The sequence below is a fragment of the Sporofaciens musculi genome, assembly GCF_009830285.1.
Lineage (GTDB): Bacteria > Bacillota > Clostridia > Lachnospirales > Lachnospiraceae > Sporofaciens > Sporofaciens musculi.
This window is the reverse complement of the sequence record NZ_WUQX01000001.1, coordinates 3291333-3304764: the sequence shown is the minus strand read 5'-3', so window position 1 is coordinate 3304764 and position 13432 is coordinate 3291333. Positions and strand designations below refer to the sequence as shown.

Here is a 13432-nt window from a genome sequence, read left to right as displayed (position 1 = left end):
CAGAGGTTAAAATTATGAACGAAAAGAAAAGAATATTAATCGCAGACGATGAGCCTGGCATTATCCAACTGCTGAGGGATTATTTTGAAATCCAGGATTACCAGGTGATAGAGGCAAAGAACGGTCTGGAGGTGTTAGGGCAGCTTAACAGACAGCCTGATCTGATACTTCTGGACGTAAATATGCCAATGCTGGACGGGTTCGAGGTATGTGAGCGGATTCGAGCCCATGTCTCCTGTCCGATTCTGTTTCTGACGGCAAAGATTGAGGAGTCAGACCGGATTCGAGGGCTTATGATGGGCGGGGACGACTATATTCTGAAGCCTTTCAGTATTGACGAACTGGGTGCGAGAGTGGAGGCTCATCTTCGGCGGGAGGAGAGGAGGAAGACCGACGGGGCTGTGAAGATATTTGACCGGCTGGCAGTCCATTATGGGGATCGGTGCGTGTATTATGACGAACAACCCCTGGGACTTACTAAGACGGAGTATGAGTTGGTGGAAATATTGTCGCTAAACCCAGGACAGGTATTCAGTAAGGAGCAGTTGTATGAGAAGGCTCGTGGATTTGACGGGGGCGCTGACAGCAGCATTGTGATGGAGCATATCAGGAGGGTAAGAAGTAAGATTGGAAAATATACGGACCACGCGTATATAGAGACTGTTTGGGGAGTGGGCTATCGATGGATTGGTTAGAGGAAAAGATAGAAGGATTATCAAAATATATACGGAATCTGTCCTTTCGCAAGGCGATGATTGCCTATATCCTGACGCTGGCAGCAGTCGTGTTTCTGATTTCTTATCTGACCATGGTTCTGTGCTGGCAGATGGAGGCGCAGGAATGGGCAAAATATGAGGAGTGCGACCTTTTGGAAATGATTTACTGGAAGGAATCCTTCTTTGGAGTTGATTATAGATTTGAGAAAAGAACAAATATTACAGATAAACTTAGGCTTCTGCAGTTTGTGAGGATGTGGTGCCCCTATTTCTATGCATTTGCAGGGATGATCGTGACGATCTGTATCTTTTACCGGAAACGGCTGGCATTGCCCCTTAAGATTTTAGAGAACAGCGTAGAACGGATTCGGGGAAATGACCTTGACTTTCATGTGCATTATGACAGTGAGGATGAGTTGGGGAGTCTCTGCGACTCTGTGGAGGATATGCGGCTTGAGCTTGTGCGGGGTAAGGAGGAAATGTGGCGGCTGGTGGAGAGACAGAAGGAGTTAAACGCCGCGTTTGCCCATGATCTTAGAACTCCTCTTACGGTGCTTCGGGGTTATACGGATTTCCTGGCCCGTTATATTCCGGAGGGGAAGATTAGCGAGGAGAAGATGAGGGATACGTTGGCGTTAATGTCCAGCCATCTGAAGCGACTAGAGGATTACAGCCGTACCATGAAAGGGATTCGCAGTATTGACGAGGTGCCATTTTCGCCGGAATGGGTGGGGATTCGCAGTATTGAGAGGAAGATCGGAGAAGTGGTATTTGCGCTGAACCAGGTTGGGGATGTGAAGATTAGTTATGAAGGAGGCTTCGGAGGAAATGATAATGGGCTGCGGATCAAAGCGGACGACAACATTATCATGGAGGTTCTGGAAAATCTGCTCTCCAATGGGATTCGCTATGCCAGAAGGGAGATTGAAGTTCTGTCAGATTATGACGGGGAGAGGATGGAATTCCTTTTGACTGTCAGGGACGACGGGAGAGGCTTTTTGGACGAGCAGTTGGAGAAGGCGTTAGAGCCCTATCATAAGGAATACGAAAGCGCAGAGACGGACGAGCATTTTGGGATTGGGCTGCATATCTGCAGGGAGTTCTGTAAGAAGCATGGCGGGACCATTAATGTGGCCAACAGTATTAAGGGAGGGGCGGTGGTGACGGCGTCGTTTTTTGCCTCTATATTTGGAGAAAATTCAATAGATCCTTAGGGATTCTTAATTTTTTGTAGAGAAAATATAGGGATTTACGCTTTATGATATACCTAAGATAACAAAGAGCAAGTTTGAAAGGAAGATGCGTATGTCCACTACAATTAAAATCAGGAATCTGAATCAATATTATGGAAAGAAGCAGGCCCTAAGAGACATTAACCTTAGAATAGAAACAGGCATGTTTGGTCTTCTGGGGAGAAACGGCGCCGGAAAGACCACGCTGATGAAGGTAATCGCAACCCTTCTTCCTGTGTCAGAAGGCGAGGTGTCTGTGTGCAAAAGAAGCACCCAGCATCCCCAGGAGGTCAGGAGGATTGTAGGGTATCTCCCTCAGGATTTTTCCATGTATCCCAATATGACCGTGTATGAGGCTATGGATTATTTGGGAGTGCTGTCGGGGCTTAGCAAGGTGGAAAGAAGGCAGAGGATTCCTAAGCTTCTTGAGAGGGTGAATCTACAGGATGACGGGAGGAAGAAGGTTAAGGCCCTATCCGGCGGAATGAAGCGGCGGCTTGGTATTGCGCAGGCAATCCTCCATGATCCGAAGGTGCTGATTGTGGATGAACCAACAGCTGGCTTAGACCCTGAGGAACGGGTGCGTTTCCGTAACCTTTTGTGTGAGATTGCAGAAGATAGGATTGTCATTTTGTCCACCCATATCGTAGGGGATATCGAGGCCACCTGCGAAGATATTGCGGTGCTGGATGCGGGAAGCGTCATCTACCAGGGCACAGTGACAGAGCTGCTTTATATGACAGAGGGAAAGGTATACTCTGCGGAAATCAGCAAGAGAGAGCTTGAGCTTTTGAAAAAGGATTATATTGTGACCAGTATGCTCACCCTTGGAAATAATGTGATGGCACGTTTTCTGGCGGATGAGAAGCCCTTTGAATCGGCAAAGCTCTGTGAAGCCGGAGTTGAGGATGCATACATGTATCTGATGCATATGGAGAGGGGTGGTCACGGATGCTAGGACAGCTATTTGTAAAAGAATGTAAGCAGACGGCAAGGAGTCTGATTTTCTGGGCCATTGTTTTGATTCTGATATTCGATTTTGTATCCCAGCTTGGCGATATGTCGATAAAGGCTAAGCCACAGCCAGGGGAGGACTATGGTATAAAGGCCAGCGATGATCCGGATTTGATTATGAAAAGTACGTTGGGGAATCTGATGGAAGAATATGTTCGGGAGAGCTATACCACATATCCCATTGGCTTTTATAAGAGCGTGACATTGAATCAAGAGGATGACCAGAGGATTGGCGAGATCCTAAAGGAAGCCACAGGAATCGCTGACAGAGAGGCGGCAGAAAAGGTGATGGAGGAATGGTATGTTGCCCAACAGGAGACTGAGGCTTCTGTTGAAAACGCTTCCAAAGAGGGAGATACTGGGAATATGGGGCCGATTTATCTGGAGCCTTTGCAGGCAGAGCCAGTAGAAGGGCTGACTTACCAGCGATTTGGCGAGCTCATGGATGAAGCGGACGATATCTTAGGCGGAGGGTCTGATTACAGGAAAGAGTCTAGGAAAAAGAGCGCTCGGATACCTAAAACCTATGAGGAGGCGCTTGAAGAATATAATCATTTAATCGAGGACGACCGGCTGACCGGAGGGTATGCAAGACTATTTTCCGATTATATGGTAATCTTTTTGGGGATTCTGCCGGTGTTCCTAGCGGTGACGCGGGGATTGCGGGACAGACGGGCGATGATGCAGGAATTAATCTATACGCGGAAATGTTCGTCGTTTACCATTATGGCCAGCCGTTTTCTGTCTATGGTGGTGATGCTGACCCTTCCTGTGCTTATACTGTCGTTGATTCCCTTGTCCGAATGCTTGGGCTTTGCCCAGACCGCAGGAATTACCGTGGATATGCTGGCTTTTGTCAAATACGTTTTCGGTTGGCAGGTTCCTACGATTATGGCGGTAACGGCTGTGGGAATGTTCATTACGGAATTGACGGATACCGCAGCAGCGGTTCTGGTACAGGGCGCATGGTGGTTTATGGCCGTGTTCAGCAGTATCAGTGATCTTAGCGGAGGAAACTACGGCTGGAATTTGGTGCCCAGGCATAATTCGGCGCTGAAGTGGCAGGAATACCAGGACGGCTTTACAGCCCTTTTGGCAAATCGGCTTTTATATACCGTTCTTGCGCTGGTCTTTGTGGTTTTGACGGCGTTGGTTTATACACAGAAAAGGAAAGGAAGGTTACAGATTCGTGGAAAGATATTTGCAAATCGAAAAAGTAAATCTGAAGTATAATATACCGCTGCATATTTTAATCAGCGCCCTGATGCTTTTGGCTTCGCCCCTTCTTATAGGGGTGGCGAACCTTGGGGCGCAGGATACGGCGAAGGTGTTGGAAATGTATGCGGCGCTGATTGGAATTGTGCTGCTGCCGCCGATTTTCATGCCTGAACAGGATCATGATATTCGGGACCTGGTGTATACGAAGTATGTGAATGGTGCTGTGGTCTATCTGATTCGATTGTTTGGAAATGTACTTTTGTTGGCTGTGCTTCTGGGGCTGTATGTGGGGCTGCTTAAGTATCAGGGGTGTGAGTTTCCTGTGGTTAAGTATTTCTTAGGGACTCTGGCTCAGATGCTGTTCATGGGAGGTCTGGGGATTTTCTTTTATGGGCTGTGTGATAATCTGGTGATTGGGTATATGGTTCCGATTGTCTATTATATTGCGGCGATTGGAAGCGGGCAGAAGCTGCTTAAGATGTTTTATCCCTTTTCGATGATGCTTGGAAGTTTTAAAGAGAAGGGAGTGCTGGCTTTTGGGGCTGTGGTGCTGATTGGCGCGGGGGTGTGGCTTCGGTGCAGAAGGAGAAGATAGAGGGGTGTATATTTAAGAAAAAAAGGTAGAAAAATGTCGTATTTTATGCTAAACTGATATTGGTTGATCAAGGTAAGGATAAAAGAGAGGAGACTCTCTTTGATTCTTGCCTTTTTTAATTAAAAAATTATTTAGAAGGAAGCTGAGTAGGAGGAGAGAATATGTATGCATATTTTGATGGTGACAGTATTGGGGATTCTATTGAATTACTTCTTCTTAATGGTAAAATACAGGAAGCAAAAGAGTTAAGCAGTAAATTAAATGATGCGATATACCAACTAAAAATGGAAATGAAGCTGATGCCTAATATAGAAATAATTTTATTTGGGGGGATGATTTGCTAATATACTATGATGATTTTGAAAAAGATATGGAGATTATAAATGCAGCTCGAAATAATTATTTTAATCGTTGTGGTCATTATATTAGCTGTGGCTGTGGAAATACAATCAATCTTGCAATGGAGAACCTAAGGAAAGCTAAATTAATGGGAAAGAATCATTTTCTGTATAATAACCAAATAATAAAGTAATAGAGGCAGAGAAATGCAAATAAAAAATAAATTATTTATACTATCGGATTCTTTAAATCCTGATATATATATAAATATTATTGTATCAAGTGTAAGACAATTTAAGGTTAAAGAAGTAGAATTAATACATATTTTAGATGAAGATAATGAGAGTGAAAATAAGCTCAGTATGTCCTCAAAGATTTTAAAGCAATTTGAACTTATATTAGAAGGAAAATATAATTTATATAATAATGTTACAGGAACTTACACAGTTGAGGAACTGGAAGGCTATAATGATGATATCTATAATTTTTATAAAAAATCATATGATGTTTTTGCTAAGCATGTTAATGAAAATAATGTTACTTTAAATGAGTTTTTTTACATAATTAAAAAGATAAAAAATAGTACCGATTTTCTATTTGATATAACAGGATTAAAAAAGATATGCTTACCAATCTTATTCCTGTATTTATAGAGAATAATATAATGCATGACATCTATTATTTTGAAAGACAAACTTTATGGAAATATAATCAATTTGATTTATTGCATAACATACAGCAAAGTGAAATGAAATATGATAAAATATTAAAGGATAGAACAATATTATATTTAACAGAGAAAAAAAGTGTTAGTAAAAAAAGAACATTTTTTTGGTTTTACATTCTTAATCATCATAGGTTCCTTTGGATTTATATTAGCAGGAAATTCAATTGATGTTTTTGGCGTTATTGGGACGGTTGCATCATTTATTTCTCTAATTCCGTCTGCTTATGATTGGATTACTAAACAGAAAAATAGCATCGTGTAGGTTAAGGGACTTCCTGGTTTGATTAAAATGTCGAATACTATTTGCGAAAAGCTAATGTGGTCAGCTCACTAGCTCTGGTTATGGCCTAAGAGAACTTGAGGGGGATTTTTCTGTAAATAAGAGAGGTAAATTGATATATTTCTGCTTTTTATATAAGAGCAATAAATTGTAGGATGAATTTGAATTAAACCTACAATTTGTTGCTCTTGTATTTTTGGGAAAAGAGTGGGCTCTAATGTTAGACAAACCTCCCTGAGTATAGTATAATTAAAAAATATGCTAATAATAGGTTATGAACCCCTTGCAGGTCATGGCTTGTCATCTTAAAATTTAATAAAATATGGATAAAAATGGAGAATGGATATGGAGAAAGTTACATTAGTTATCATGGCGGCAGGAATCGGAAGCAGGTTTGGCCAGGGAATCAAGCAGTTGGCGCCTGTGGGGCCAAGCGGTGAGATTATCATGGATTACTCAATCTATGACGCCATGGAGGCAGGCTTCAACAAGGTGGTTTTCGTAATCAGAAGGAATCTGGAGAAGGATTTTAAAGAGATTATCGGAAACCGGATTGAGAAGGTGGTGGAAGTGGGATACGCTTACCAGGAGTTGGAGGATATTCCGGAAGAATTTCAGGATAAATTAGAAGGAAGGACCAAGCCATGGGGGACAGGGCAGGCGATTCTTTGTTGTAAGGATGTAGTCCATGAACCGTTCCTGGTGATTAATGCAGACGATTATTACGGGAAAGAGGCATACAGAGAAGCCTATGCCGAGTTAGTGAAGCCACACGAGAGCACAGATATCAGCATGGTGGGATTCCGTCTTGGAAATACTTTGAGTCAGAACGGAACTGTGACCAGGGGGGTATGCAAGGTAGATGACAGCCAGATGCTTCGGGAAATCGAAGAAACTTACGAGATCGGGGGAAGGGACGGCTACGCCGTGGCGGTGAAGAACGGCGAGGAGATTCGTTTAGAGCTGGATTCACCGGTTTCTATGAATATGTGGGGATTACAGCCTGAGTTTTTTGAGGTTCTGGAGGATGGATTTGCAGAATTTCTAAGGAATGTGAACAAGGAAGATGTTAAGGCAGAATATTTGCTGCCAGGTATTATTGGACAGCTATTGAAAGAAGGAAAAGCGAAGGTTAAGGTTTTAAGGTCACATGACCAGTGGTTTGGGGTTACTTACCAGGAGGACAAGGCAGCGGTTGTGGAGGCAATACAAAAACTGGTAGTGAAAGGAGTCTACCCAAAAAGGTTATTTGAAGAAAGATGAAGAAGCTGATAGAACAGATTATGAAGTTTGGGGTCGTGGGATTTCTCTGCTTTGGGATTGACTATGGGTTAATGATATTTTTGACAGAAGCCTGCAGGCTCAGTTATTTGGTGTCCTCCGGCATTTCATTTTCCGTGTCAGTGATCGTCAATTATATCCTAAGCCTTAAGTTTGTGTTTGACACGGGGAAAGATAATAATAAGATTGTAGAATTTTTGATTTTTATTGTTCTCAGCGTCATTGGGCTTGGGATTAACCAGGCGTTGATGTGGGTGTGTGTGGATAAGCTTCATGTGCATTATATGATTTCCAAGATTGGGGTGACGGGAGTGGTGATGGTTTATAATTTCGTTACCAGGAAGTTGATTTTGGAGAAAGGGGAATGAGGTTATGGGCGGAATCAATATCCTTGTAGGCCGGTCCGGCTTTGCGGATATCCGGCAGAATGGCTATTACTTTGTAGATAAGAGTGGTTGTATGCTGTCGGAATTTTTTGATATCCGAAAGGACAGCAAAATAGGATTTCATTTTATTTTAAGAAGCGTTGCCTTATGCGGCTGAAGATTTAGAGGAGAAATATTCGTAAAGGGGTGTATATCAGTACAATGACAAAGATTTTCAATGTCAGCGGCCCTTGCAGGCCAAAGAAGCATTATACCGTGAAGCTTACTTCAAGGCTTGAGGAAATCAGACGGATGATAGCCGCCGGAGAATATTTTGTAATCAGTAAGGCCAGACAGTATGGAAAGACGACTCTCTTACTTGCTCTTGCGGAATATCTTAAAGACGATTATCAGGTTTTAAGCCTGGATTTTCAGAATATAGAGTCAGATGAGTTCGCGAATGGAGATGCGTTTGTACATGCATTGGCAAGGGAAATCAACAAAAGGTTTCGGAGGATGTCACGGCTTTCGGATGAAGTGAGGGAGAAGATGTTCTATCTGGAAAACTGCAGGAATCGCTGTGTTCGTATGGCAGAGATGTTTGCCTGCTTGAGTCAGTGGTGCGGGCAATCAGAAAAGCCTGTCGTTTTGATTGTTGATGAGATTGACGTGGCTGCAAATAATCAAGTATTTCTTGATTTCCTTGCGCAGTTAAGGGCGGCTTATCTGGATAGCGAATTAACCCCGACGTTTCAGTCTGTTATACTTGCCGGTGTTTACGATATCCGTAATATACGCAGAAAGTTAAGGCATGATGATGAGCATATGGAAAACAGCCCGTGGAATATTGCGGCGGATTTCCTTGTAAATATGAGTTTTTCTGTAAATGATATTGCAGGGATGCTTGAGGAATATGCGAAGGATTATGATATAGATATGGAGATTAGGCAGATTGCAGCGCTGCTTTATGATTATACCTCCGGTTATCCTTATCTGGTGTCGCGGCTTTGTAAGTTGATGGATGAACGGATTGGAGGGACGGCGAGTTTCCATGATAAGGCAGGAGCCTGGACAAAGAGAGGGTGTCTTAAGGCTGTTAAAATGCTGCTGGAGGAAAATAACCCTTTGTTTGATTCGCTTATGAATAAACTGAGCCAATTTCCGCAATTAAAAGCAGTCATATCCAGGCAGCTTTTTCAGGGGCAGCCGATTGCATATGTTCCGGATGATACGGCGGTCAGAATTGCGCGGATGTTTGGCTTTGTGAAGATTCAGGATTCAATGGTGCAGATTGCGAACAGGATATTTGAGGTTCGGCTATATAATAAATTTCTGTTGGACTATAGTGAGCAAAATAGCGATATTTATGCGGAAGGATCACGGCAAAAGAATCAATTTATTATTGATGGACGCTTGAATGTCAGACACGTGCTTGAAAAGTTCGTGGAAACCTTTGATTATCTGTATGGTGACAGGGGAGAGACTTTCCTCGAAGAAGAGGGCAGGAGATATTTTATGCTGTTCCTTAAACCTATTATTAATGGGAGGGGGAATTGCTACGTAGAGGCGGAAACCAGGAATCAGGAGAGAATGGATCTGGTTATTGATTATTATGGAGAGCAATCAGTGTGCGAGTTAAAGGTCTGGCGTGGGAATGCTTATCATGAACGCGGGGAGAGACAGCTTATGGAGTATTTGGAATATTTTGGGCTGAAGAAAGGGTACATGCTGAGCTTTAATTTTAATAAGAAGAAAGAGATTGGGGTAAAAGAAATCAGGCTTGGGGATAAGACATTGATAGAGGCGGTTGTCTGACTGGGCTGGCAGATGTGGGATTTTGTAGAGAAATGCCATTTTTTTGTATTCAAAGTTAGACATTATGGAAGGCTTATAGTATAATGGATACGTTTAACAGGAAATTCATGGTAAGATTCGAGGGACGATAGATATGGCAGATACAGCTTTGTCAGTATTCCGGAATGAAAAGAAATACATTCTGCCGTTTCGGAATGCATTATCAATCAGGGGAAAACTTGATGAAATACTGGCGCGCGACGGGCACTCAGAGACATGGGGGTATATGGTAAGAAGCCTTTATTTTGATTCAGTCAATAATATAGATTACAAGACGAAGCTGGCGGGAGTGGAAAAGCGCAAGAAGATTCGGCTTAGGATTTATTCGGGGGCTTCGGAAAAATGTAAGCTTGAGATGAAGGCAAAGGACGGCGACTTGCAGCATAAGGTCAGCCTATGGATATCCAGAGAAGATGCACAGGAATTGACGAAGCTCAACTATGGGGTATTGACGAAATATTTTGACGAATCTCAGGATGCCATATTAATTTATACATCAATGGTGATGGGAGGCTACCGGCCGGTTGTGATGGTAGAGTACGATCGAATTGCCTACACCTATCCGGCGTATGATACGCGTATTACCATAGATATGAATGTGAGGAGTTCAGAAAGTAATCTGGACTTATTCAGTGAGAAGCCGTTATATACGATTCTTATGAAGGAAGAAGCTGTTTTGGAGGTGAAATATAATCAAAAACTGGTAAGGTTTATCTCAGATATACTAAGGCAGTATCATTTATTACAGTGTTCAGTAAGCAAGTATTGCATGGGAAGAAAAGTTTTTTGTGATTTTGAATTTTAAGGAACGTAAGAGGAAAAGGGATTGTTATGGGGAAAGATGAGATTTTTAATTATTTTTATACGAACAGTGCGAATCTGGGTATAAAAACTACGATTATTATTATGCTTGGCGGGCTGGTGATCGGCGCGTTTATTTATCTGACGTATTTTTTTACGTACAGGGGTGTGGCGTATAATGCCAGATTCAATGCTTCGCTTGTGGTTATCTTGTTGATTTGTGTGGTTATTATGCTGATGATCAGCAGTAATATTGTGATTTCCTTGGGTATGGTGGGCGCTCTGTCTATCGTGCGTTTCCGTACGGCAGTCAAGGACAGCAGGGATACGGTATTTATTTTCTGGTCCATAGCAGAGGGCTTGAGCGTTGGTTCTCAGAATTTTAAACTGGCTTTGGTGACAACACTTTTTATTGGAATCGTAATCGCAGGCGTCAGTTTTATTCCTGGGGGAAGGAATAAATATCTAATGATCATACGAGGCGGAGAAGAACAGATTGATGTCGCTGGATTGATGAGAGAGATAAGGGAAGTGAGTTCCCACGTCAAGCTGCGCTCGACGAATAAGGATGAGTACCACCAGGAGATGATTTTTGAGTTGAGGGTGCGGGGACAGTTAAAGCTGAAAGAGCTGGATGAAATTTTTGCCGTGGAAGGTGTCAAGGCAGTAAATTGGGTAGTGGAGACAGGGGAGAACGTAGGATAAAGATGGTGTCTAAGAAACGTAGGAATACAGTGATGTATCTGGCCGTGATTATGGTGGCCTTTTCAATTTGCATTGGGTATTATTATAGGGAAGATTATCAGTCCATGGAGACAGTTCAGGCTCATGTGGAAGGAGATATGATTACCTTTAGTGAGGAAAGTGGTTTTTATGATGAGACGGTTACAGTTTCGCTGACGAAAAATGTGGAGGTGCCGGCGTCTGCCAGTATTTTTTATACATTGGATGGGAATGATCCTACTGTTGAGGACATGAGGTATACGGGGTCTATACATTTAGATAAGAAGAAGGACCTTATGGTATATCCTTTGAAAGCGGTTGTTTATTATGAGGGAGAGTATAGTGAGATCTATGAAAAGACGTTTGTGGTGTGTGATGATGTAAGTAATGAATTAGATATAGATATTGTGAGCATTACGAGTGACAGTGAAAACTTGTATGATTATGAGAAGGGTATTTTGGTGCAGGGAAGGACCTTTGATGAAGGTATGAAACAGTTTGATGGAAACGGGATGGTTGGTGGAAATTATAGCAATAGAGGAGACGAATGGATTCGGAATGCGCATTTAGCCATATTTGATTCAAACGGGAGTTTGGCTGCAGAGCAAAATATAGGACTTGGTATATCAGGAGGAACATCAGCAGCGTATGATGTTAAATCTTTAAAATTATATGCCAATAGTATTTATGATAAAGATTTTGATAAATTTAAATATAATATTACGAATGAAGAATTCCAATTTGCTTCATACTCATTTGTAAATGAGTATAATAGTATTCGATTGAGAGCAGGAAGCCAGGATATGGAATTTGGAAATATACGTTCTTCTGTTGTTAGTAGACTTGCACAATTAAGTGGTTCGGACAGCTGTACAGCTAGCAAACGATGTATCGTATATTTGAATGGAGAATATTATGGTATATTTGATATGCAGCAAAATTATTCAAATTCATATCTGGCAAAACGTTTTGGCTTAGAAAATTCTGATTGTATTGAAAAACATAAAGGTAGTGAAGAAGGAGTATTTACCAGAACAGGAATAAGTGGATATTTTGATTCAGATTTAAATGATCCTATTAACCGTCAGGTATTAGAACGATATGTCGATATGGATAATTATTTGTTATATTATGCAATAAATGTATTATGTAATAATACAGATTGGCCAGATAATAATTTTGAAATGTGGCGGTATATAGGGGAGAATTATGAAAATAATCAATATAGTGATGGAAGATATAGATTCTTAATTTTTGATACAGATATGGTATTTAATACAACCCTATCTCAGGAGTTTTTTGAAGGATCTAAAGGGGATACATTTGTGGCTCTAATGGAGAAGATGTATCGTGCTACAGGGTCAAACTTTTATAATGTGATGGATTCAGTGTACTATCGGGATAAGTTTATAACTTATTTATGTGATCTGTTAAATACTTCGTTTTCGACAGAAAGCGTTATAAAAATTATTCGTGAAGAAAATAAAAAAATTGCTGATATCAGAAGTATATATTATGATGGTGAGTTTGTTAAAAATGCTGAATATTATGTGGAACAAATGATAGAAGCTGCGAAAAGGCGTCCAAGTGAAATAGAGAGTTCTTTAGTTAATTATTTTGGATTAAACGATAAATATATGTTAAGTTTAAAAACGTCAGCAGGTATTACTGTATCATGGAATAATATGTGCATTTTTGAGAATGATAAATATGATAATCATTATTATAATGGAGTTGCACTTACGCTAAATCAGCAGGCTTATCCGGGCTATACATTTCAATATTGGATTATTAATGGGAAGAAAATATATAATGAATCTATAATGATTACAGATGAGATGATAAATGAGGGGGAAATAAATGTTGAAGCTGTTGCAAAAATAAATGATGCTCCTCAAGTAATTATTAGTGAGTTGTCAGCAAGAGGATATTCGGATTGGTTAAAGATTAGTAATGTGGGGAATAGCACCGCTAATTTGGATAAATATTATATCTCGGATAATGAGAAAAATTTAATGAAATATCAACTTCCAAGTGTTGTATTAATGCCAGGTGAATCTATTATAATATACGGGAGTAAAAATCATAACTCTTTGGGTGACTACATTTGCAATTTCAGTCTAAATGAAAATGAAAACTTGCTTTTGAGTAACGAGGTAGAGAATTTATTTTGTCTTACTGTTCCACGTATGAGTACGGATGAAATATATAAGAGATATGATAATAGTAATGTGTGGGTTTTTTGTATGGACGATTAGGCTTATGTGCTAATTTGTAATGGGATTTT

Annotated in this window: 15 protein-coding genes; all 15 read left to right on the top strand. The window is 41.0% G+C overall.

The window, feature by feature from the left end; genetic code table 11:
• Window positions 1-14 precede the first annotated feature (14 nt).
• Entirely contained in the window at window positions 15-695 is a 681-nt protein-coding gene (locus tag GN277_RS16665; RefSeq protein ID WP_159751995.1) for a response regulator transcription factor, read from the top strand.
• Entirely contained in the window at window positions 683-1930 is a 1248-nt protein-coding gene (locus tag GN277_RS16660; protein WP_159751994.1) for a HAMP domain-containing sensor histidine kinase, read from the top strand. Before GN277_RS16665 ends, GN277_RS16660 begins: the two co-directional genes overlap by 13 nt.
• Window positions 1931-2021: 91 nt before the next feature.
• The gene (locus GN277_RS16655) at window positions 2022-2906 is read left to right on the top strand and encodes an ABC transporter ATP-binding protein (RefSeq protein ID WP_159751993.1); all 885 of its coding nucleotides are present in this window, start codon (window positions 2022-2024) and stop codon (window positions 2904-2906) included.
• Window positions 2900-4195 (top strand): ABC transporter permease, encoded by a 1296-nt coding sequence (locus GN277_RS16650; protein WP_159751992.1) that lies wholly within the window; start codon window positions 2900-2902, stop codon window positions 4193-4195. The genes GN277_RS16655 and GN277_RS16650 overlap by 7 nt, the downstream gene beginning before the upstream one ends.
• Entirely contained in the window at window positions 4152-4775 is a 624-nt protein-coding gene (locus GN277_RS16645; RefSeq protein WP_159751991.1) for a hypothetical protein, read from the top strand. Before GN277_RS16650 ends, GN277_RS16645 begins: the two co-directional genes overlap by 44 nt.
• A 161-nt stretch (window positions 4776-4936) precedes the next feature.
• Window positions 4937-5119: a hypothetical protein gene (locus GN277_RS16640; RefSeq protein ID WP_159751990.1), complete on the top strand. Its 183-nt coding sequence runs from the start codon at window positions 4937-4939 to the stop codon at window positions 5117-5119.
• Between the two features lie 201 nt (window positions 5120-5320).
• On the top strand, window positions 5321-5767 hold the full coding sequence (locus GN277_RS16635) for a hypothetical protein (protein WP_159751989.1): 447 nt from the start codon (window positions 5321-5323) through the stop codon (window positions 5765-5767).
• 153 nt (window positions 5768-5920) lie between these two features.
• Window positions 5921-6103 carry a hypothetical protein gene (locus GN277_RS16630; protein WP_159751988.1) on the top strand — a complete coding sequence of 61 codons (183 nt, stop codon included), beginning with the start codon at window positions 5921-5923 and terminating at the stop codon, window positions 6101-6103.
• A 363-nt stretch (window positions 6104-6466) separates the two neighbouring features.
• Entirely contained in the window at window positions 6467-7384 is a 918-nt protein-coding gene (locus GN277_RS16625) for a nucleotidyltransferase family protein (protein WP_159751987.1), read from the top strand.
• Window positions 7381-7770 carry a GtrA family protein gene (locus GN277_RS16620; RefSeq protein ID WP_159751986.1) on the top strand — a complete coding sequence of 130 codons (390 nt, stop codon included), beginning with the start codon at window positions 7381-7383 and terminating at the stop codon, window positions 7768-7770. Before GN277_RS16625 ends, GN277_RS16620 begins: the two co-directional genes overlap by 4 nt.
• A 4-nt stretch (window positions 7771-7774) precedes the next feature.
• Window positions 7775-7945: a hypothetical protein gene (locus tag GN277_RS16615; protein WP_159751985.1), complete on the top strand. Its 171-nt coding sequence runs from the start codon at window positions 7775-7777 to the stop codon at window positions 7943-7945.
• Window positions 7946-7989: 44 nt separating this feature from the next.
• Window positions 7990-9582: an AAA-like domain-containing protein gene (locus GN277_RS16610; protein WP_159751984.1), complete on the top strand. Its 1593-nt coding sequence runs from the start codon at window positions 7990-7992 to the stop codon at window positions 9580-9582.
• 133 nt (window positions 9583-9715) lie between these two features.
• Window positions 9716-10426: a polyphosphate polymerase domain-containing protein gene (locus GN277_RS16605; RefSeq protein ID WP_159751983.1), complete on the top strand. Its 711-nt coding sequence runs from the start codon at window positions 9716-9718 to the stop codon at window positions 10424-10426.
• A 26-nt stretch (window positions 10427-10452) separates the two neighbouring features.
• A complete protein-coding gene (locus GN277_RS16600) occupies window positions 10453-11127 on the top strand; it encodes a DUF4956 domain-containing protein (RefSeq protein ID WP_159751982.1) in 675 nt (224 codons plus the stop codon).
• 104 nt (window positions 11128-11231) lie between these two features.
• Window positions 11232-13403 (top strand): CotH kinase family protein, encoded by a 2172-nt coding sequence (locus tag GN277_RS16595; protein ID WP_159751981.1) that lies wholly within the window; start codon window positions 11232-11234, stop codon window positions 13401-13403.
• Window positions 13404-13432: the final 29 nt, after the last annotated feature.

Coding starts and splice junctions, on each gene's coding strand:
- GN277_RS16665 (WP_159751995.1), top strand. CDS start 15: ATGAACGAAAAGAAAAGAATATTAATCGCAGACGATGAGCCTGGCATT.
- GN277_RS16660 (WP_159751994.1), top strand. CDS start 683: ATGGATTGGTTAGAGGAAAAGATAGAAGGATTATCAAAATATATACGG.
- GN277_RS16655 (WP_159751993.1), top strand. CDS start 2,022: ATGTCCACTACAATTAAAATCAGGAATCTGAATCAATATTATGGAAAG.
- GN277_RS16650 (WP_159751992.1), top strand. CDS start 2,900: ATGCTAGGACAGCTATTTGTAAAAGAATGTAAGCAGACGGCAAGGAGT.
- GN277_RS16640 (WP_159751990.1), top strand. CDS start 4,937: ATGTATGCATATTTTGATGGTGACAGTATTGGGGATTCTATTGAATTA.
- GN277_RS16635 (WP_159751989.1), top strand. CDS start 5,321: ATGCAAATAAAAAATAAATTATTTATACTATCGGATTCTTTAAATCCT.
- GN277_RS16625 (WP_159751987.1), top strand. CDS start 6,467: ATGGAGAAAGTTACATTAGTTATCATGGCGGCAGGAATCGGAAGCAGG.
- GN277_RS16620 (WP_159751986.1), top strand. CDS start 7,381: ATGAAGAAGCTGATAGAACAGATTATGAAGTTTGGGGTCGTGGGATTT.
- GN277_RS16615 (WP_159751985.1), top strand. CDS start 7,775: ATGGGCGGAATCAATATCCTTGTAGGCCGGTCCGGCTTTGCGGATATC.
- GN277_RS16610 (WP_159751984.1), top strand. CDS start 7,990: ATGACAAAGATTTTCAATGTCAGCGGCCCTTGCAGGCCAAAGAAGCAT.
- GN277_RS16605 (WP_159751983.1), top strand. CDS start 9,716: ATGGCAGATACAGCTTTGTCAGTATTCCGGAATGAAAAGAAATACATT.
- GN277_RS16600 (WP_159751982.1), top strand. CDS start 10,453: ATGGGGAAAGATGAGATTTTTAATTATTTTTATACGAACAGTGCGAAT.
- GN277_RS16595 (WP_159751981.1), top strand. CDS start 11,232: ATGGAGACAGTTCAGGCTCATGTGGAAGGAGATATGATTACCTTTAGT.